A 352-nucleotide genomic window follows, 5' to 3' on the forward strand; every position below is an offset into this window, starting at 1 on the left:
AACCTGCGGTTGGATCACCTCCTTACCTTAAAGAACCTGCCTTTGTAGTGCTCACACAGATTGTCTGATGAAAAGTATCGAGCAAGACGGCTGCGAAGTCGCGACACATCGTGTCCCCTTCGTCTAGCGGTTAGGACTCCGCCCTTTCACGGCGGCAACAGGGGTTCGAATCCCCTAGGGGACGCCACTTGCTGGCTGTGAGTGAAAGGCACAACCAATCAGTATCTCAAAGCTGACTTTCGAGTCATGTTTGAGATATTTGCTCTTTAAAAATCTGGATCAAGCTGAAAATTGAAACGACACACATATAATGTGTGTTCGAGTCTCTCAAATTTTCGCAAAACGATGATGA

Annotated in this window: 1 tRNA gene; it reads left to right on the forward strand. The window is 47.2% G+C overall.

Going from position 1 to position 352, the window contains the following annotated elements:
• Nucleotides 1-112 precede the first annotated feature (112 nt).
• A tRNA-Glu gene (locus V5P19_RS23120) sits at nucleotides 113-187 on the forward strand.
• Nucleotides 188-352: the final 165 nt, after the last annotated feature.

The organism is Enterobacter sp. UNJFSC 003, from assembly GCF_036903355.1.
In the GTDB taxonomy this organism is placed as follows: Bacteria; Pseudomonadota; Gammaproteobacteria; order Enterobacterales; family Enterobacteriaceae; genus Enterobacter.